This window comes from Paraburkholderia edwinii, assembly GCF_019428685.1.
GTDB classification, from domain to species: domain Bacteria; phylum Pseudomonadota; class Gammaproteobacteria; order Burkholderiales; family Burkholderiaceae; genus Paraburkholderia; species Paraburkholderia edwinii.
Genome location: NZ_CP080096.1, coordinates 2,669,337 through 2,688,810 on the forward strand (window position 1 = coordinate 2,669,337; position 19,474 = coordinate 2,688,810).

Below are 19,474 nucleotides of genomic sequence, written 5' to 3' on the forward strand. Positions count from 1 at the left end.
GTGAAGTCCCCCGTGTTGTTGTCCGGTTGTCGATCTCTTCGGGTCGGCGTTTCCGGACAGCAACGAATCGTTGTGGCCGAGCTTTCGCAATGGGTATGCCATGAGGGCGCAAAGCCTTGTCGCGCCGTGTTTCGTACGCTGACGAACACGTTAGAAGAATGCTTTCAGGTTGCCGACGTTTCGGGTTCGCAACATTTTTCGGGGTCGGTTCAGCATGCGAAATGCGTAAGGAAACGCTGCCTGTCGGTGGTAAAAAAGACGGCGCATCGGACGCAGACCCACATTGGCCAAGGCTTTGCGGTCAAAACTGCCGGATCGGGAAGGGGCCGGATTAGCCCGGCACGAGTTATGCCGAATGTGTAGCAACCTTGAGACAAGGCGCATATAACGGGTCGGAAAACGCGTGTCGATTGATACCCGCGTGAACCGTCTAAACGGGGAAGCCTTGTCCCGCTTGGCTTCGCCGCTGTTCGCGGATGAATCGCCGATGAATCGGCAATGAAGCATCGCCTTCACAAGTCGGCGCGATTCATTTCTGCATCCTGATTTGTGCTTATACAAACGCCTGTTCGTTTCCTTTATTTTTGATCCCATGCCGTAATCATGCGACGATAGGACCGTCGCCCCTACGGCGACGGAATGGGCAGAACCGGGCCAAGCAAAAGACCGTTAAAGACCGCTGACGAGCAGGCCGACAAGAAGGTTGAAACTGCTGTCGCAATCGCAGGATCACTGGCTCACGCGCTCGCGCTGCGCGGCGGCCAAATGTCCAACCGGGGGTACCATGCATTCCACCTCAACGTCGCCCGCCGCCGAACGCTCCGTGCTTTGCGTCTCATCGGCGCCGGACGAGCCACTTGCCCAGTTTCTGACCACTGCCGGCTGGCATGTCGTCCATGCGAAAACGCCGGCGCTCGCCGAGCGTCTGCTCGACAAGGGCGATATCAAGGTCGGCCTCGTCGACCTGCCCGACAACTGCACCGCGCAACAACTGTCCGCGCTCGAAGCATTCATGCAGCGCAGCGAGACGAACTGGGTCGCGCAGATCGCGCCGGGCCGCTCCGACGACGAGCTCATCAGCCGCTTTATCCTCGACTACTGCTTCGACTTCGTCACGAAGCCTTGCCTGAACGACCGCCTGATCTTCGCGCTCGGTCATGCGCATGGCCTGTCGAGCCTGCGGCGCACGAGCGTGAAGCCGAAGCCGTCGCTCGGCAAGCACGGCATGGTCGGCCATTGCGAGCCGATGGAGCGGCTCTACCGGCGCCTCGACAAGTGCGCGCAAACTGATGCGCCCGTCTTTATCGCCGGCGAATCGGGCACCGGCAAGGAACTCACCGCGCGCGCGGTGCACGACTGTTCGTCGCGTGAAAAACAGGCGTTTGTCGCGATCAACTGCGCGGCGATCCCGCCCACGTTGTTGCAAGCCGAGCTGTTCGGCCACGAGCGCGGCGCGTTTACCGGCGCGCTGCAGAAGAAAATCGGCCGCATCGAGCATGCGGACGGCGGCACGCTTTTCCTCGACGAGATCGGCGACATGCCGCACGAGTGCCAGGCCGTGCTGTTGCGCTTCCTGCAGGAAGGAACCATCGAGCGCCTCGGCAGCAATGCGCCGATCAAGGTCGACGTGCGCGTGATCTCCGCGACGCACGTCGATCTCGAAGCCGCGGTCAGCGACGGGCGCTTCCGCGCGGACCTGTATCACCGGCTCTGCGTGCTGCGCCTCGACGAACCGCCGCTGCGCGAGCGCGGCAGCGATATCCGTCTGCTGGCCGACTACGCGCTCAGCATGTACCGCCAGGACGGCACGCATAAGATTCGCGGGTTTTCGAGCGGCGCCGTGGTCGCGATGTCGAACTACGCCTGGCCCGGAAATGTGCGCGAGCTGATCAACTGCGTGCGGCGCGCGGTCGTAATGGCCGAAGGACGCTTCATTACCGAAGCGGATCTCGGCTTGCCGGCGGCCACCAACGAGCGGCCGAAGACGCTTGCCGAAATCCGCATGCAGGCCGAGATCGAAGCGATCGAAGACGCGCTGCGGCGGCACGGGCACAATCTGTCGTCCGCTGCCGCGGATCTCGGCGTGTCGCGCGCGACGCTGTACCGGCTCATGAACGCGAACCGGATCCAGAGCGATATCAGCTCGATCCGGCAAGGACGCCGGCAAGCGCAAGGCGGCAGCAGCGATGCCGAAGCGGATCCTGAGGAGCCCGAGGCTGGAGGCGACGATGTGACGCCTGCGCAGGCTCATATGCGGCCGCGGTCCGTGGTAGTGGTTTGAGCGGTAAGTCGCTTTGCGGTCGCTTCGGCTCATGGCTCGCGGCTAGCAACGGTTGCCGCGTTAGCGGGTCCGGTTGTAGCGGCTTTAACGCTGCCGAAACGGCTTACCGGTCCGCCGCTTAAGGCCATCCAGGACCCGCGCGGGCGCATGCCCGCTGCCCATGTGGCTGCATGCGGGCCGCCGCCGTTGCTATGCTTGTCCGTGTTACCGGCACGGAATCGAACTTGTCCCCTCCCGATCTCTCCAGCGCGCCCGCGCGGCGCGCGCCCTATCCCCCGGCCGTCGCCGTCAGCGCGAGCCCCTGCGACGAACTGGCGATCTGCGGCGCACGCTGCGCCATACGCGACCGGGGCAGCCGCTACAAGCGGCTTGCGCTTGCATCGACGATCCTCGGTTCGAGCATGGCGTTTATCGACGGCTCGGTCGTCAACGTCGCGCTTGCCGCGCTGCAGACCGAACTGCATGCGAGCGTCGCCGCGATTCAATGGGTGGTGGATGCGTACCTGCTGATGCTCGCCTCGCTCGTGCTTGTCGGCGGCGCGCTCGGCGACCGCTACGGCCGGCGCCGCATATTCGTCTGCGGAATCGTGGTTTTCACGCTCGCGTCGGCCGCATGCGGCCTTGCGCCGAATTCGGCGACGCTGATCGCCGCGCGCGCGGTGCAAGGCATCGGCGCGGCGCTGCTTGTGCCGAGCAGCCTGTCGATCATCGGCGCGGTATTCGACGATCGCGAGCGCGGCCGCGCAATCGGCATCTGGGCCGGCTTTGCGTCGATCACTTCTGCGCTCGGGCCGGTCGCGGGCGGTTGGCTCGTCGATGCGTTCTCGTGGCGCGCGATCTTTTTCCTGAATCTGCCGATCGCCTTGGCCACCGTCGTGCTCGCGCTGATCGCGGTGCCCGACAGCCATCAGCCCGACGCGCCGCGCCGCATGGACTGGGCCGGCGCGATCGCCGCCGCGGCGGGCCTCGGTGCGCTGGCGTATGGCCTCACGCTCGCCTCGGAGCGCGGCGTGGCCGGTTTTGCGGCGCCGGCCGTGCTCGCGTCGGTGGCGGGCGGCGGCATTGTGCTGATCGGTTTCGTCATCATCGAAGCGGCGGGCAAGCAACCGATGGTGCCGCTCGACGTGTTTCAATCGCGCGACTTCAGCGGCGCCAATCTTGTCACGCTACTGCTCTACTTCGGCCTCGGCGGCACGCTGTTCTTTCTGCCGTTCACGCTGATCCGTGCGCATGGGTTCACGGCGACGCAGGCCGGCGAGGCGCTGCTGCCGATTCCGCTCATCATCGGCGCGCTGTCGCGCTTCGCGGGCGGTGCGCTCGCGGAGCGCTTCGGGCCGCGCCTGCTGTTAACGGCCGGCTCGATCGTCACCGCGACGGGCTTTGCGCTCTTCGCGCTCGTGCCGCTCGCGACCGGCGACGGGTCGTACTGGGCTGCGTTTTTTCCGGCGCTCGTGGTGATGGGTCTCGGCATGACGCTGACCGTGACGCCGCTCACGACCACCGTCATGGCGTCGGTGCCCGGCGAGCGGACCGGCGTCGCGTCGGGCATCAACAACGCGGTCGCGCGCGTCGCGAGCCTGGTCGCGGTGGCGGCGCTCGGTATCGTGTTTGCGTGGACGTATGAAGCGGTGTTGTCGTCGCGACTCGACGCACTGCATATTCCCCATCGCTCCGGGCCGGTGATGCAGGCCATCGCGCCCGGCGCAGAGTCGTCCGACGGTGTCGCGCGGCATGACGCGCCGGTTGCGTATGCGGAAGATGCCGCCCTCGATGCCGCGTTTCGCGCGGTCGCACTTGTCTGCGCGGTCGCTGCGCTGGGGTCGGCGATGTGTGCGGCGCTGATGATCGGACGGCGCGACGCTCGCGCCGATTGAGTTCCGCTTGAGCCCCTTTTGAACCCCGCTTGAATCTCGATTGAGCCCCGACCAAGCCCCGACTGAACGGGTTGTCAACCGGGCAGGCGGGCAAATCGGGCGCGGGCGGCGCGGGCACACGCGTTGCGTCCGCCACCACCGATTGCGCCCCATCGAGGAACTTGCGGCCCGGCAATCAGTCGTTTTTACTTTTCGTTAGATCGAATTGGACCCGGCGCCGCCCGCCGCTCTCTGCCCCGCTCTCTGCCCGATAGCACCTGAATAACGACGCCTGAATGTTTTCTATGCGCAAACAATTGATCGCCTGGTTTTTTATCGTACTGGCGCTACCGGCCCTCGCGGCCCCCGCGCCGGCTAAAGCGGCCGCGCCGGTGGCGCCCGCCGCCGCATCCGCTGCGCCGCCCGTCAAGCTCACGCCCGACCAGGCTCGCCAGGCGCTCGACGTCCTCAACGATCCGCAACGTCGCGCGCAGGTGACCAACACGCTGCATGCGATCGCCGCCGCCGGCGCACTGGCCGCGCCGCCCGTCGTGGCGAGTCCCGCAGCGGCTGCCAGCGCGGCGCCGGCGGCCGCTGCGAGCACGCCGCTCGCGCTCAAATCGAACGGCCTCGCGGCGCAGATCGCGCGGCAAGGCGCGCGCTGGCTCGGGCAGGCCGGCATGTCGCTCAAGCATTCGCTGATCGTGCTGCTCGATACGGCGTCGGTGCGCGCGTGGTGGCGCGATGAAATTCAGAACCCGCAGGAGCGCGCGAGGCTCGCGACGATTCTGTCCGCGATCCTCGGCACACTATTGCCGGCCATCTTTATCGAGTGGCTGGTGCGGCGGCTGTTGCGCCGCGCGCGTGCCGCGATTGCCGCGCGGCGTTTGCATCGCGAGGCGATGCAGCAGGCGGCCGCGCGGCGCGAAACGCGAGGGGATGCGGTGGTGGGTGGGACTGCTGCGGTGAATGCATCTGCGACCACCGCGGCGACTACGGCCGCACCTGCTGCCGCGCCGCCGGGTGTGAAGTCTGATGCGGCGGCTGGCGCTTCTGCTTCAGCTTCCGCTTCGTCAGCCGCGCGTGTCGTCGGAACGCCCGGCGACATCGATGAAGAAGCAGCGCAAGCCGCGCGGGCGGCCGGCGTGCCTTTGCAGCCCGGCGACGACGCAAGTGCCGTCCAGGCGAAAGCCGACGCCGACGCCGCAGCCGCCGCAACGTCGGCTAAGGCTGAAGCAACATCGACCGCATCGGCTGCGTCCACGCCGCCCGCGGCGCCTGCTGCCGCCTCGTCAATCCCAGCCGACACCCCCGAGCAGCAGGCCAAACAGGCGCGCAGCCAGCGCCACGCGGTCGCTCACTGGACCTTGCTGCAGCGCTTGCCGCTCGCCGCGCTGCAACTGGTCTTGCGCCTCGTGCCGCTCGCGGTATTTGTCGCCGTCGCGAGCGTCCTGATGTCGATCCTCGCCGAAGACGGCTCGCCGCAGGACCGCGCGCTCAGCACGCTGATCGACCTGTACGTGATTTGCCGGACCGTCGTTATCGCCTGCGGCGTCTTCCTGCAGCCCGACGCGCCCGCGCTGCGCCTGTGGCGCATGCCGGACCGGTGGGCAATTTTTGTTCAGCGCTGGGCGATCTGGATCGTCAGCGCGATCGGCGGCGGCGCCGCGGTCGTCGAAATCGCGCTCGCGCTTGGCCTTTCGGAGTCCGCGCATACCGCGCTCGTCAAACTTGTCGCGCTCGCGGGCCACGTGCTGCTGTCGCTGATGATCCTGCAATGCCGCAAGCCCGTCGCCGAAGCGATCCGCGCGCGGGCGCAGGACAGCAGCAGCCCGATGAAACTCGTCGGCGAAGGCTTCGTCGATTTGTGGACCGGTGTCGCGGTGTTTATCGTGATGGCGCTGTGGTTCGTCTGGGCGCTCGATGTGCAGAACGGTTATCGCACGCTGCTGCATCTCGGCGGTATTTCGGTGGCCGTGCTGATCGGCGCGCGCGTCGTGTCGATCGTCGTGTTCGGCGCGCTCGGGCGGATCTTTCGCGTCGAAGAGGAAGAGGGGCGCTCGCTCGTTCACGAGCATGCGTACCGCTACTACCCGTTCGTGCGCAGAATCGTCTATCTGCTAATCGCGGTGGTGACCATCCTGGTACTGTTGCAGGTGTGGCATATCGACGTTTGGCAGTTCTTCGCGGCGGGCACGATCGGGCATCGGCTCACGTCCGCGATCGTGACGATCTTCGTGGCCGCGGTCATCGCGCTGTTCGTCTGGGAAGCGGTGAACGTGTCGGTCGAGCGGCGCCTTGCGCGCTGGACGCAGCGCGGCGATCTGATGCGCGCCGCGCGCCTGCGCACCTTGCTGCCGATGCTACGCACGGCGCTTTTCGTGGTGATCGCGCTGGTCGTGGTGATGACGGGGTTGAGCGAACTCGGCGTGAATACGGCGCCGCTGCTGGCAAGCGCGAGCATCTTCGGCGTTGCGCTCGGCTTCGGTTCGCAAAAACTCGTGCAGGATTTCATCACGGGCATTTTCCTGCTAATGGAAAACGCGATGCAGGTCGGCGACTGGGTCACGCTTGCGGGCGTGTCGGGCACGGTCGAGTATCTGTCGATTCGTACGGTGCGGCTGCGCGGCGGCGACGGTTCCTTGTACACGGTGCCGTTCAGTTCGGTGTCGACCGTCAACAATACGAATCGCGGGCTCGGCAATGCGGCGGTGCGGGTCAGCATCGTGTTCGGCGCGGACCTCGATCTCGCGATCGCGACGTTAAAGGAAATCGGCGCGTCGCTGCGTGGAGACGACCAGTTCAAGGACGGCATTCTGTCGGACTTCGCATTCTGGGGCGTCGATGCGGTCGACGGCGCGTCGGTTACGCTCGCGGGCCAGGTGCAGTGCCGCGACTCCGCGCGCTGGGGCGTGCAGCGCGAATTCAACCGGCGCATTTTCCAGCGCTTCAGCGAGCGTGGCATTGCGATTCTGAATCCGCAGCGGCAATTGCTTGCGCCGGAGGATGGAAGGCTGACGGTCGCGCAATTGAATGGGCGCGGCGAGCCGGATGACGATGGCGATGCGGGCGGCACGCGTGACGCCAGCGTGCGTCATGGTGCGCGAAGTGGGCATGATAAGCGTGGCGGGCGAGATAACGCGCAGGCAGATACCGACGAGGATCGCGGCGCGGGGCAAGGCGCCAGAGAAAAGCCGGATACCGGAGGCCACCACTCCTAGCACGCTTGCCGTGTCCGTACGCTGCGGTGATGGCGGGCTTATCCGCGAGCCCGCCGACCATCACATCGCGACTATATCTGGAAGCCCGCGATCAGTTGAGCGTTCATGAAATAGCCGCCGCAGTGTTTACTGTCGTAAATGTTAGTGTTTTGCAGCAGAAGCCCGTCCCCGGCGTATTTTGATTGGGCGGTCGCATGACCTGTCTTGTCGTACGTCGTGGACCAATACGAGCCGTCGTTGTTGTACGAAAACTTTGTGAAGCCCGTCAGACCCAGTGAGTTATAGCGGTCGGCCTCGATCTGACGGCCGAGGCTGTCGAAGAAATCGTGCTCAGTCAACGTTCGCCCCGTGTACTGATAGTAGTCCTGGATGATGTTGTTGGAACCAAATACCCCGATCAATTCCTGCGTGCTATTGAACGCATGAGCCGCATAGCTGCCGTCCAGATTGAAATCGAACTGCTTGGTCGTCTTTCCGTCGGTGCCGAAGTAGATGTCCTGCGTTTTATACCCGCTGGCGTTGAAGGCTGCGTACTCCGTCATTTGACCATTGGCGCCGAACAGCGCGGCGATTTGTGAACCGTCGCTGTTGAAGACGTGCGACGTATAACTGCCGTCCAGCTTGAAGTCCAGTTGCTTGGTTGATTTTCCGTCCATGCCGAAAAAGATGTCCTGTGTTTTGGTGCCGTTGACGTTGAACGTCGCATACTCGGTTACCTTGTTTTGGGCATCGACGAGCGTGGCTGCCTGCGTACCATCTGAATTGAAATCATATTTCGTGTAGCTGTGGTCCAGATTGAACGTGTACCGCTGCGTTTCCTTGCCGTTCGTGTAAAAGCTGTCGAGCGTTTTGAAGCCGCTGGTGTTGAACTTCGCATATTCGGTCAACTGGCCGTTGGTGCCGTACAGGCTCGCGGTCTGTGAACCATCCACGCTGAAGTCGTACTTCGTATAGCTGTTGTCCAGATTGAACTTGTACTGCTGCGTCTCCCTGCCGTTCGTGTAGAAGCTGTCGAGCGTTTTAAAGCCGCTGGCGTTGAACTTTGCATATTCGGTCAACTGGCCATTGGTCCCGTACAGGCTCGCGGTCTGTGAACCATCCGCGCTGAAATCGTACTTCGTGTAGCTGTGATCCAGATTGAACTTGTACTGCTGCGTTTCTCTGCCATTCGTGTAAAAGCTGTCGAGCGTCTTGAAGCCGCTGGCGTTGAACTTCGCATATTCGGTCAACTGGCCATTGGTCCCGTACAGGCTGGCGGTCTGTGAACCATCCGCGCCGAAGTCGTACTTCGTATAGCTGTTGTCCAGATTGAACTTGTACTGCTGCGTCTCCCTGCCGTTCGTGTAGAAGCTGTCGAGCGTTTTAAAGCCGCTGGCGTTGAACTTTGCATATTCGGTCAACTGGCCATTGGTCCCGTACAGGCTGGCGGTCTGTGAACCATCCGCACTGAAGTCGTACTTCGTATAGCTTTTGTCCAGATTGAAGGTGTACCGCTGTGTTTCCTTGCCGTTCGTGTAGAAGCTGTCAAGCGTTTTGAAGCCGCTGGTGTTGAACTTCGCATATTCGGTCAACAGGCCATTGACCCCGTACAGGCTCGCGGTCTGTGAACCGTCCGCACTGAAGTCGTACTTTGTGTAGCTGTTGTCGACATTGAAGTTGAACTGCTGCGTCGCCTTGCCGTTCAATCCATAAAAAGTGTCTTGAAGTTTGAATCCGGAATAGTCGAATTTCGCCTGTTCCGTTATCTGACCGTTGCTCCCGAACAGCGTTGACGTTACGAACCCATTGAGCGATACGTCGCCGCCAACCATCAGCCATGTGCCGTTCACTAGTGGAATGGCTTTGCTCTCAATCGAGCACACCTGCTGCCCATTGATCGTGGTGGTTTTGTAAGTGATTGTCGGGCTCTGTATCTTGGTCCAGTCCACGGTATTAGGGTCCATGCCGCAATGACTGACGATCCACCAATCAGACCAATATTCGGAGTACGTAATATTCTGGGCAATAGAAGGATGAAGATTGGCATAGTACTGCCCCGCCAGACTGACAGTTGCAGAACCGGGATTGGCGAGCATCTGGGCAGCGGCGGAACCAAACAGCGCGTTGTTCACGTCGATACCCATCGACAGCGCGAGTTGGTTCAATTGTTGCGTGAGCGTGCTATTTGAGTCGTCTGAATGCATGTGCCCGGCTGTGCCGCCCTTCAGGCCCAACTGAATTGCGACGATATACTCCGAGAGCATTGCGACGCCTTCGTTCGTCTGTCCATTCGCAATTGCCTGGTCCGGGTTTGTTGCTAGCTTGCCTCCTGTGCCGCCCGTCAAGAGGGCGTGTCCCAGTTCGTGTGCCAGCGTGGTAGCAAATGCGTCGGGAGACTCATTCCAGGAGGGATCAATGCTGATGACCTGATCGGATGGATTAGTGAAGATTCCGCTATTTGCGGAACCAATCAGGATTTTCCAGTCTCCCGAGCTGAAAAATTGGTTAAGCTCGCCCGCTAGGAAGGCGGACTTTTTCGCTGCATCAATGATTGCGTTATATGTGGAAGGATTCAGGGTAAAAGCTTCTGTCAGCTTTTCAATGGCTTTCGACGTGAGATTAACTGTCATTTAATTTTACCTGCTCAGTGCTTTTCGATTTTGATAAGAATGTTGGAAAGTTTGCCAGCGGGATTGAAGCCGACGGTGAGCGTCTTTTCGATTTGATCGCCAGCTAGCGTGTACCGCCAAATCTCATTGCCATGAGGGGCTGTTGCCGCAGGAGGACCGCCGTGGCGGTAAGGCTCCGGCGGAAGACGAACAAACTTCTCCGCGAATATCTTCTGGGCCGTATCGAAATCGGGGCCAACTTCAACCATTGAGAAATTAATAGCTGCCGTGACCAGTCCGGATTGATGCGTCGTCTTTCCACTTACCATCCCAGCGCCCGTAGCCCAGCCACCAAAAAAATCTGACGCCTTGATCCGCGGAAAAATTGATTCAGGCGGATTTGCCGCAAATGAGATATTGCGATCGGCGCCGACCGGATCGGTATTGACCTTCACTTCGTTCAGGTTGAAAAAATTCTTCAGATTTTCTTCGGAAAAGAACTCGTCCTTCAGCAAAAGATCATGGTCAAAAATGAACTTAAAATTCCTGACGAAATCAATAGGTGTTTTGGGTCGGGATATCATCTGGCTCACCTCTTCCGATGTATGGGGAGGAACAGACTGTGTGGTCGGCGAGCTCGCCGCCTCGACATACTTCAGGCCGCTCGCCGTTGACGCGGGGACTTCCGGCGGAGTCGCCGGTTGTGCGTAACTCAAATTGCTTGCCACTGTGACAGTTGTCACCGCAACGGTTGCTACGGGGTTCATTTGACATGCTCCACAAAAACGACGTTGAACAACGGTATTTCCATCATCATCGCTCACTCTTTATCGCGCATATATCAACAATATCTAAATCACAGATTTGACTAATTTCACGTCACAAAATCGAACTTTCACACTGCCCCATGATTGCATTGCATACCGAAGGACTAACACCGAATCGGTCATCCAACTTTTCAAGAGCATTTTACATTAAATTAGATATCCTTTAGTTTTCTATTTAGTGCTTTTCGATTTGGATAAGAACGTTAGAGAGTGTGCCAGAGGGGCCGAAACCCACAGTGAGCGTCTTTTCGATTTGATCGCCAGCTAGCGTGTACCGCCAGGTCTCATTGCCATGAGGGGCTGTTGCCTCAGGAGGACCACCGTGGCGGTAAGGCTCGGGCGGAAGACGAACGAACTTCTCCGCGAATATCTTCCAGGCTGTATCGAAATCGGGACCAACTTCAACCATTCCAAAATTTATGACTGCCTTGACCGATCCGGATTGAGACACCGTCTTTCCACCTACCATTCCAGCGCCGGGAGCCGAGCCGCCAAAAAAATCAGACGCTTTGATTCGCGGAAATACTGATTCAGGTGGATTTTGTATAATTGAAATCTTCCGTTCGGTATCGGTTGAATCGATAAAGACCTCAGCGTCGTCCAGATTGAAAACATCCTTCAGATTGGCTTCGGAGAAAAAATCGTCGTTTAACAAAAGATCGTGATCAAAAATGAACTTGAGATTCCTGACGAAATCAACAGGTGTTTTGGGTCGCGATATCATCTGGCTCACCTCTTCCGATATATGGGGCGGAACGGACTGTGTGGTCGGCAACTTCGCCACCTGGACATATTTCAGGCCACTCGTCGTTGACCCAGGGGCTTCTGGCGGAGCTGCCGGTTGTGCGTAACTCAAATTGCTTGCCACTGTGACGGTTGTCACCGCAACGGTTGCTATAGTGTTAATTTGTCATGCTCCATAAAAAAATTGCATTGAACAGCGGGATTTCCATCGCCGACGCGCGTCCTCGATCGTGCGGCGACTGATGTCTGCACGCAGCTGATCCTTTTGTTCGAGAATTGTCATTTCGTTCTTCGTTTTTTAACTTTTCCTGACACTGATTAGAACGCTGGAAAGTCGACCAGCCGGATCGAAGCCGATCGTGACCGTTTTTTCAGCCTGATCGTCCGACTGCTTGTATTGCCACGTCTCGTTACCGTGGGGAGCTGTCGCCGCGGGCGGCCCGCCGTGGGGAGATGGCTGCGGCGGGAGTCGGATAAGTTTCTCCGCAAATACCTTTTGGGTTTCGTCAAAGTCCGGACCGCCCTCATGCATGAGGAAATTCATTCCTGCCGTGACATGTCCGGTGTGATGAACCGCCTTTCCGCCCACCAATTGCGCAGTTGGCGTGAGATCAATGCGTTCCGGTATAGCCACCCATGGGAATATTGATGAAAAATGACTCGATGAAATGGAGATCCGACCATCCCCATTCTGTTCGACAGATCCGGTTAAATGGACGCTTTCCAAATTAAACACATTTTTCAGGTTGGCTTCGGAATAAAAGTCGTCATTCAGCAAGAGATTATTATCAAAGATGAATTTAAGGTTCTTGACGAACTCAATAGGCGTCTTGGGTCGGGATATCATCTGACTCACCTCTTCGACTGCTCGGGGGGGAACAGACTCTACGGTCAACGAACTCGCCGCCGGAACATATTTCAGGCCGTTCGACATCGATGCAGCGGCTTCCGGCAGAGCCGCCGGTTGTGCGTAACTCAGATTGCTTGCCACAGTGACGGTTGTCACCGCAACGGTTACTACAGGGTTCATCTGTCATGCTCCATAAAAGGCTGTATTGAACAGCGGGATTTCCATCGTCGACGCTCATCCTGGATTCGTGCAGGGAATCATCTCTGCACGCATCTGACGCAGGGCTTACTCAGGGAATTTCAAGAGATCATTGAGGCGGCCGCCAATTAAAATTGGGCGGTCTACCGTAACCAGGCCGGGTAATTGCAGCTTGAGCACGGCGAGCGTTGTTCAGGTTCTCGACAGTTTGCTGCTGGCTTTTCTGCTGCGCCGACTCTCGGCTGCTTTCTCTGTCGGCAGCGTCCATGCAACGGATCGCTTCAACCCGTTGCTGCGAAGTCTGGTCGGCTGAATTGAGCGGCATACCTTGTGCGTCACGCACCTGACATCCGAACTCCACGCGCGGCATTTCTTCTGCATGGCCCAACTGAATGACAAGAAGTCCCACTAGCGAGACGTGAGCGAAAACGAAACCTCTGGATACCCTGATCTTCATAACCAGTCGAATTCCTCGCGAAAAAAGTTAAACGTGACTCACTTCACGGATCGCAATGACGCTTCAATCCCGCATTGACTTGCGAATGCCGTCCATGACCGGCTCCAGCAGATAATCGATCGCCGAGCGCGCATGCTTCCGGATGTACACCTCGGTCCGTAATCCCGGCCCCAAGGCAATGGGCGTCCTGGCGAGTCGGTTCGCCTTGTTCAATGCCTGCGCCGGCACCTCGACCCGCACCACGTAGAAGTGGGCGCGGTTTTCCTTGTCGGTCAACGCGTCCGCGGAAACGTAGATCACCTTGCCGTCAAGCATTGGCGTGGTACGCGAGTTGTAGGCCGTCAAGCGCACATCGGCATGACTCCCAGGCGCAATTTCACGCACGTCATCCGGCTGGATATTCGCTTCTACGATGAGCGGCGCGCCTTCAGGTACGACATCGACAATCGGTTCACGCGGCCCGATCACCGCGCCAATCGTATGCACCTTCAGCCCGACGATCAGCCCGGCAACCGGCGCGGTTATACGGGTTCGCGCAGATACGTCGTGCGCGGGACGAAGCCGCTCTGCGAGCTGGACCGAGCGCGTGGTAGCTTCCTTGAGTTCATCGTCGGCCGCTTTCACATAGTCGTTGCGCACGCTGGCCAGTTTCAGCTCAAGATCGATCTGTCGTTGTCTCGCGCGGCTCAGCTCGGCCTCCCCGGACTGAACGCGCGACAGTGCGTCGTCTTCGGTGCGCTGTAAATCGAGCACCTTAGTTTCGGCCACGAAACCTTCCTTCTGTAACGCTTCGTTAGTCCGCCGCTGTTGTGCCGCCATCGCGTAACTACGGTTCATCGTCCTGATCATTTGCGCGCTGATCGAGATTTCCTGTTGCGTATGCGCTAGTTCAGTGCGCAGCATGGCGCTCTGGTCGACGAAGGCGCGGCGACGCGCCGTGAAGAGCGCGGACTCGCGCGCAAGCAATTCGGCGATGCGAGGATCGGTTTGCCGGCCTGCGAGGATGGCCGGAAACGTCAGCGTATCCTTCAGTTCGCGTTCGGCCGAGAGTCGTGCGATTTTCGCCTGCTCGGCGTCGAACTGCGCTTGCAGTGCAGACAGTTCTGCTGCTGGGCTCACGTTATCCAGCTCGATCAGCACCTGACCGGCCTTTACCCGGTCGCCATCGCGGATCAATATGGCCTTCACAATGCCGCCCTCCTGATGTTGCAGCGTCTTGCGTTCGCCTTCCGAGCGCACCACGCCTTCGGCTACCACCGCGCCTGATAGAGGCGCAAGCGCCGCCCATCCCGCGATCAGGCCCAATCCGGCAGCTGTCGCCATGCAGCTAGCTACGATTAACCTTCGTGGCAAGGGCAGTGCATGTCCAGTAGACCGTGCCGAATCGGTCAAGACACCTACTGATGTTTCGCTCGAGCGACGCCACCAATTAAACCGGGTCATTGATCGCTCCTCCCCGTCACGATTTCGGCAGTCTGTGCTCGTGCGGGCTGGAGCGATGACCGGAGGGCATGAAGCTCGCCGATATCAATGAACGGCATCCGGGCCGCATCATCGCCTTGAGAACCTCCGGCGACGGATCCGAGGTCAATTTGAGGTTGCCACAGCTTCTCGATCTGTCCGTCTTTGAGGCGTAGTATCCGATCCGCCAGTTCGATCATCGACGGTCGGTGGGTAACCGCGATGACTGTCACGCCATCGGCTTTCAGATGACGAAGTACCCGGCAGAGTGCCGCTTCGCCGTCCGTGTCGAGACTGGCATTCGGTTCGTCCAGCAGCACGACCGCGGGATCGCCGTACAGTGCGCGCGCAAGGGCAATGCGCTGGCGCTGGCCACCCGACAGCGATTCGCCGGCCTCTCCCATAGGCGTCTCGTAGCCTTGAGGCAGGGCCAGGATCATCGCGTGAACCTCAGCGCGTTGCGCCGCGCGAACGATGGCAACCGAATCAAGCGGCAACGGCTTCGCAGTCCGGGCGATACATTCGGCGACGGTGCCCGCGAGTAGCTCAATATCCTGCGGCACATAACCGAGATACTGTCCGAGGGACTGTCTGGGCCATTGCGTAACGTCAGCACCGTCGAGACGCACCGTGCCCGCCTGTGGACGCCACAGCCCCGCGATAATCCGCAGCAGCGTCGATTTTCCAGATGCGCTCGGGCCGGTGATGATCAGCGTCTGCCCGGCAGCCAACGTGAAATCGACGCCGCGAAGCAGCAGCTTGCCCGTTCCTCGCGTGTGCGCCGGCGCGCTAAAAGTAACCTGTTCAACACGTATCTCGCCTTTCGGCCGCGGCAGTGCCACCTGTTCAACATCGGCCGGAATGGTTAGCAATGCGTTCAACCGCGGCCACGCCTCGCGTAACTCCCCCGCCTGCTTCCAGTTGCCGATTAACTGTTCGATCGGCGCGAGCGCCTTGCCGAGCAGGATCGTGGTGGCGAGCATCACGCCCGGCGTCGCATGGCCGGTTATCACAAGTCCGGCGCCAGCGGCCATCATGATTACCTGAATCGCCTGGCGTAATCCCTTGCTGATGTCGCGGTAAAGTGCACTGTTATCCGAAACGTCCCGCTGAGCCGCGAGATATTCGCGCTTGCGCAAGTCCCAGGCATCCACCAGGTTGCTGCTCATGCCGAGCACGGTCATGACGTCGGCGTTGCGGATAATCTGTTGATAGAACGCATCGCCTTCCCGCTGCCGGACGAGATATGACTGAATGGATTTTCGGGTGAGCCGGTCGTTGAATAGCGCAACGCAGAACAGCACGAGCGCGCTCATCCCCGCGATCAGTGCAAGGGTCCAGTGAAAGAGCCCGATGATCACCAGATAGACGAGTAGCCAGGGCATGTCGAAGAAAGCGATCACGCCGGACCCCGCAAGGAACGCACGCAGCGTATTGATATCGCCCTGCCCTGCAAATGCGCCGAACGGAAGTCGATGCGCGTGCGCTGAAATTTGCGCCTGCAGAGCTAAGCGATCGAGCCGGTTGCCGATCTGCATGGCCAGGTCGGACAATATCCGGCTACGCGCAACGTCGACCACGAAATTCATCCCGAGCGCGACCGCCATAAACGCTATCAGCATCAGCAGAGTTTCAATGCTCTGACTGGGCAGCACGCGATCATAGACCTGGAGCAGGTATAGGGTAGGCGTTAGTGCGAGCACGTTGGAGGCAACGCTAAATGCTGCCGCGACAAGCAGGTGACGCTTCATGAGTTGGTACATCAGCGGGTCGCCTGCGTGTAAGGAAAGGGATGCACAGCAGCATCTGCACTCTCAACCATCTGCGCATCGAGCGCGGCGAGATCGGCCTCGCTGAGGTCGGCGATGCTCGCCTTCAGCTTCAAGCCTTGCAGCGCCGTTTCCGCACGGCTGCGAACCAGCTCCCGTTGAGCCCGGTAGAGTTTGTCTTCCGCGTCGAGCACATCCGCGTTGACCCGGACGCCGACACGGTAGCCGGTCTGGTTTGAGCGCAATGCAACGGCCGCGGATTGCACCGCGGTGGCAAGCGCGCGTGTCTGGGCAAGCCCCCTCGTCACCCCGAGGTACGCATCGCGAGCCGAGAGCCCGGCACTGCGTTGGGCATCGTTCAGATCGTGGCCGGCCTTGTCTTCTAGCGCGCGCGCTTCGCGAATCCGGCTCCGGGTCATGAAGCCGTCGGTAAGGGGGATTGAAATCTGGAGGCCGATTGCGCCTGCCGTGCCGCGATTCCCGCCCGTATAGAAATTCGCCTGGCCGTTGATGAACGCCGCATTGCCGTTGTTGACGTTGCCGACCAGCGCGACGGTAGGGTAGTCGCCACCGCGCGCTTTACGAACTTCGCGACCGGCAATTTCCGCGGCAATCATTTTCCTGCGCACATTATGATTCGATGTCATTGCCGCACTCACCCATGACTCGACATCGGGTGGATCGATGGGGCGAAGGCGGAAATCGTCGCGCCATCCGTTGACTCTGCCGACAGGCTGGCCGACGATCTTTTCCAGCGCCGCATAGCTCGCGTCAACCCGGGTTCGCGCGCCGATTTCGTCGGCTTGCGCAGCATCGAAACCGGCTTTGGCTTCGTTTGTGTCAACGATGGTTGCATCACCGAGTGCGAAGCGTCGCTGCGCGAGTGCCAGCTGCGCTGCGACGGCTTTCACGTGACTAGTGGCAAGCGCCAGCGCCTCCTGCGCATCCAGTGCATCAAGATAGGCCTGCGAAACACGCAGAAGCAGATCCTGTCTCGCCTGCGCTAACGCCTGATCGGCATCCATCGCGAAGAGTTGGCCCTGCTGGTATGTTTCCCAAGCGGCCCAATTGAAGAGCGGCTGGTTCAGCGAAAGAGTGAAGCCAACTGTCGAGTAACCGGGAACCGCGTACCCCGGAATCTTGACACCGTTGCGGTAGATCAACTGCTGCACGCCAACTTGCGGCAAAAGTCCCGCGCGTCCCTGTGGCGCCTTTTCGATAGCGGCCCGCCATGCAGCTTCCGCACTCTGGAACACCGCGTCGGCCGCAAGCGCATCGCCTGCGAGTCCGCTCAGACCGGATGCTTGTGCCGCGGTTACCGACGCAATCAGGAGAGCACTGGCGATCGTCTTCATCGCAATGCGCACGGCGTGCCCCTCATGCAGTGCCTTATATGCAGGCTCCCCCGGTATGTTTCATATTTTTCGATCCAATCCGGCCCATTGCACATGTTTTCTATTCCTGTCAGCGCTTTCGGATGCCATGTCCGGCGAAACATTTCTGTTCGCTTCACTTGGCACCATCGATGTGGTCTCCACACCGCCACGCACAGGCTATGGGAAATAGGGACGGATTTTGATCGGATTAGTCTGAAGAATCGAATTCAGACAATCGAATTATTTCGAAAGGAAAACCCGCACGGGGTGAAAGGCGAACACCGGGATCCAGGGATGGGTGTGTGCTTGCCGATTAAACCCAGCGTTCCTGCCGCCGCTCAGTCTTCGCGCGGCAAGCTCAGCACTGCATCGAGCCCGCGCTCCGCGCGGTTTTCGAGCGTCAGCGTGCCGCCATGCGCGGCGGCAATGCTGCGCGAGATGGTCAAACCCAGCCCCGTGCCCTCTTTCGACGCCAGCCTGACATACGGTTCGAATACGCGCTCGCGCAGTGCCGCATCGGCAATACCCGGACCGCGGTCGCTGATCACGATGCGCACGCTGCGCCCCGTATCCGTGATCTGCACATCGGCGCGCTCGCCATAGCGGACCGCATTGTCGAGCAGATTCTGCAGACAGCGCTTCAGATTGCGCGGATAACCGGGCACGGGCCGCCCCGCGCGGCCCGCGATGCTGACCGCGTGGCCCGCTTCGCGCAGGTCTTGCGCGAGACCTTCGAGCATCGAATCGAGATCGATCTCGTGACGCGTCTCCGTAATCTCGATGCCCTGCACCGCGTCGAGCGTCGACGTCACCATCGCTTCCATCTCGTCGAGATCGCCGCGCAGCCGCTCGCGCCACACGGGGTCCGGCAGCATTTCCGCGCGCAGCCGCAAGCGCGTGAGCGGCGAGCGCAGATCGTGCGATACCGCGGTCAGAAAACGCGTGCGCTGCGCGATGCTGTCGGCCAGCTGCTGCTGCATCGCGTTGAACGACTGTGCGGCGCTTCTCACTTCCGACGGACCTGTAACCGGTAACGGCGGACGATGAATGTTGCGGCCCAGCGCTTCAGCCGCTTTCGCGAGCTGGCGCAGCGGCTGAACCGCGAACCGCACCGCGATGAAAGCGAGCACGCAAACCGCGGTAAAGCGGATCAGATAGATGCGCACAAGGTAGTCAAGCGCGAGCGAATGCGGCTCGGTCAGTGCGTCGGCCTGGCCTTCGTTTGCGCGCACATCGAGCCAGCCGCTCCAGCCAGTGCCATGCAGCTTCAGCTGGACGTGGAAGTCGCCGGTCGGCATCGGCGAATCGAACAGGTTCAGGATGCCGCCGCGCTTGCCCGAGTCGTCGTGTACGTTGGCTTCGAGCAGGCGTATTTCAGGTGGCGCGCCGAGGCGCCGCGCGAGCACGCCGCGAATCAGGTCGCCGATCACGCGTTGCACGATCGGCTCGCGGCGAAAGCCGGCGGTGCTGGTTGCATCAACGCCCGGAGCTTTGGCCGCGATCCACGCGATCTGATATTTCGGATCGCCAAGCTGTTGCGCGAGCGCGCGGCGTGCCGCGTCGTCCGGCGCAAGCGCGATCAGGCGCGCCGTATCCGCGAGGCGGCTGGCGAAAAGCCGCGCCGGCACTTCGAGCGTGCGGCTTTCGTGCGTGTCGAACCAGATCGTGCTCGTCAGCACTTGCCCCGCAAACATGCCGATCGCGAGAATCATGACGAGGCGGCCGAACAGCGTGTCGGGCCATAGGCAACGTAAGAAGCGAGGCACAAAGCGCGGCACAAAGCGCGGCCACGAACGTGACTGTAAGCGTGATCCAAAGCGCCCCAAGCGAGACCGCCGCATGAGCGACA

Annotated in this window: 12 protein-coding genes; 3 read left to right on the forward strand and 9 right to left on the reverse strand. The window is 60.5% G+C overall.

Annotated elements, in window-relative coordinates:
- Positions 1 to 784 precede the first annotated feature (784 nt).
- The 3 genes from KZJ38_RS33360 (at position 785) to KZJ38_RS33370 (ending at position 7,355) form a co-directional block, all read left to right on the forward strand.
- Entirely contained in the window at positions 785 to 2,281 is a 1,497-nt protein-coding gene (locus tag KZJ38_RS33360) for a sigma-54-dependent transcriptional regulator (protein ID WP_219801284.1), read from the forward strand.
- A 224-nt stretch (positions 2,282 to 2,505) separates the two neighbouring features.
- The gene (locus KZJ38_RS33365) at positions 2,506 to 4,155 is read left to right on the forward strand and encodes an MFS transporter (RefSeq protein ID WP_246641901.1); all 1,650 of its coding nucleotides are present in this window, start codon (positions 2,506 to 2,508) and stop codon (positions 4,153 to 4,155) included.
- A 284-nt stretch (positions 4,156 to 4,439) separates the two neighbouring features.
- Entirely contained in the window at positions 4,440 to 7,355 is a 2,916-nt protein-coding gene (locus KZJ38_RS33370; protein ID WP_219801286.1) for a mechanosensitive ion channel family protein, read from the forward strand.
- A gap of 71 nt (positions 7,356 to 7,426) precedes the next feature.
- Here KZJ38_RS33370 and KZJ38_RS33375 read toward each other — a convergent pair whose 3' ends face one another.
- The 9 genes from KZJ38_RS33375 to KZJ38_RS33415 all read right to left on the reverse strand — a co-directional run bounded on the left by KZJ38_RS33375 (position 7,427) and on the right by KZJ38_RS33415 (position 19,391).
- The gene (locus KZJ38_RS33375; protein ID WP_219801287.1) at positions 7,427 to 9,964 is read right to left on the reverse strand and encodes a hypothetical protein; all 2,538 of its coding nucleotides are present in this window, start codon (positions 9,962 to 9,964) and stop codon (positions 7,427 to 7,429) included.
- Between the two features lie 14 nt (positions 9,965 to 9,978).
- Positions 9,979 to 10,710, reverse strand: a complete 732-nt coding sequence (locus KZJ38_RS33380; protein WP_219801288.1) for a hypothetical protein — start codon at positions 10,708 to 10,710, stop codon at positions 9,979 to 9,981.
- A 235-nt stretch (positions 10,711 to 10,945) separates the two neighbouring features.
- Complete coding sequence (locus KZJ38_RS33385; protein ID WP_219801289.1) at positions 10,946 to 11,545, reverse strand: hypothetical protein; 600 nt, start codon at positions 11,543 to 11,545, stop codon at positions 10,946 to 10,948.
- Positions 11,546 to 11,812: 267 nt separating this feature from the next.
- Entirely contained in the window at positions 11,813 to 12,544 is a 732-nt protein-coding gene (locus KZJ38_RS33390; protein ID WP_219801290.1) for a hypothetical protein, read from the reverse strand.
- Between the two features lie 127 nt (positions 12,545 to 12,671).
- Positions 12,672 to 13,019, reverse strand: coding sequence for a hypothetical protein (locus KZJ38_RS33395; protein ID WP_219801291.1), 348 nt, complete (start codon positions 13,017 to 13,019; stop codon positions 12,672 to 12,674).
- A 63-nt stretch (positions 13,020 to 13,082) separates the two neighbouring features.
- On the reverse strand, positions 13,083 to 14,342 hold the full coding sequence (locus tag KZJ38_RS33400; RefSeq protein ID WP_219801292.1) for an HlyD family type I secretion periplasmic adaptor subunit: 1,260 nt from the start codon (positions 14,340 to 14,342) through the stop codon (positions 13,083 to 13,085).
- Positions 14,343 to 14,458: 116 nt separating this feature from the next.
- Entirely contained in the window at positions 14,459 to 16,243 is a 1,785-nt protein-coding gene (locus KZJ38_RS33405; protein ID WP_219801293.1) for a type I secretion system permease/ATPase, read from the reverse strand.
- The gene (locus KZJ38_RS33410) at positions 16,243 to 17,604 is read right to left on the reverse strand and encodes a TolC family outer membrane protein (RefSeq protein WP_219801294.1); all 1,362 of its coding nucleotides are present in this window, start codon (positions 17,602 to 17,604) and stop codon (positions 16,243 to 16,245) included. Before KZJ38_RS33410 ends, KZJ38_RS33405 begins: the two co-directional genes overlap by 1 nt.
- Positions 17,605 to 17,963: 359 nt before the next feature.
- A complete protein-coding gene (locus KZJ38_RS33415; RefSeq protein WP_246641902.1) occupies positions 17,964 to 19,391 on the reverse strand; it encodes an ATP-binding protein in 1,428 nt (475 codons plus the stop codon).
- Positions 19,392 to 19,474: the final 83 nt, after the last annotated feature.

Coding starts and splice junctions, on each gene's coding strand:
- KZJ38_RS33360 (WP_219801284.1), top strand. CDS start 785: ATGCATTCCACCTCAACGTCGCCCGCCGCCGAACGCTCCGTGCTTTGC.
- KZJ38_RS33370 (WP_219801286.1), top strand. CDS start 4,440: ATGCGCAAACAATTGATCGCCTGGTTTTTTATCGTACTGGCGCTACCG.
- KZJ38_RS33375 (WP_219801287.1), bottom strand. CDS start 9,964: ATGACAGTTAATCTCACGTCGAAAGCCATTGAAAAGCTGACAGAAGCT.
- KZJ38_RS33380 (WP_219801288.1), bottom strand. CDS start 10,710: ATGAACCCCGTAGCAACCGTTGCGGTGACAACTGTCACAGTGGCAAGC.
- KZJ38_RS33390 (WP_219801290.1), bottom strand. CDS start 12,544: ATGAACCCTGTAGTAACCGTTGCGGTGACAACCGTCACTGTGGCAAGC.
- KZJ38_RS33395 (WP_219801291.1), bottom strand. CDS start 13,019: ATGAAGATCAGGGTATCCAGAGGTTTCGTTTTCGCTCACGTCTCGCTA.
- KZJ38_RS33400 (WP_219801292.1), bottom strand. CDS start 14,342: ATGGCGACAGCTGCCGGATTGGGCCTGATCGCGGGATGGGCGGCGCTT.
- KZJ38_RS33405 (WP_219801293.1), bottom strand. CDS start 16,243: ATGTACCAACTCATGAAGCGTCACCTGCTTGTCGCGGCAGCATTTAGC.
- KZJ38_RS33410 (WP_219801294.1), bottom strand. CDS start 17,604: ATGAAGACGATCGCCAGTGCTCTCCTGATTGCGTCGGTAACCGCGGCA.